This is a genomic window from Lysobacter xanthus (assembly GCF_047159895.1).
Window position 1 is genome coordinate 1 of sequence record NZ_BAAGAB020000170.1, and the last position, 387, is coordinate 387.

General features: G+C 73.4%; 1 protein-coding gene. It reads left to right on the plus strand.

The features are described 5' to 3' along the window. Nucleotides 1–139: 139 nt before the first annotated feature. A partial coding sequence (locus ACY35P_RS15685) for a hypothetical protein (protein ID WP_462116765.1) occupies nucleotides 140–387 on the plus strand: 248 nt, incomplete at its 3' end.

Genomic DNA, 387 nt, shown 5'->3' on the forward strand with positions numbered 1-387 from the left:
TCATCCAGCCGGGCGGCTCGATGCGCGACAGCGAGGTGATCGCCGCGGCCGACGAACACGGCCTCGCGATGGTATTCACCGGGATCCGCCACTTCCGCCACTGACGCTGGCTTCGCGTATCGACCGGCAGTGTGCGGCGATGCGTATCGCCCTCGCCGTCGTGCTCCTCGTCGCCCTCGGTCCCGCCCTCGCCAAGCCCGCGAAGCGACGGGCGACCAAGCGGCCCGCGCCCGTCGTGGTCGTCGATGCGGTGGGCGATCGCGACGTGGCACGGCTGCTTGCGGCCGCGTTCGGCGCGCCGGTCGCGTCGATGGACGAGGCGCGAAGCGGGCGCGCGGATCCGCAGGTGCGCCGCATCTGTGCCGATTCGCGCGCGCCGCAGGGCGA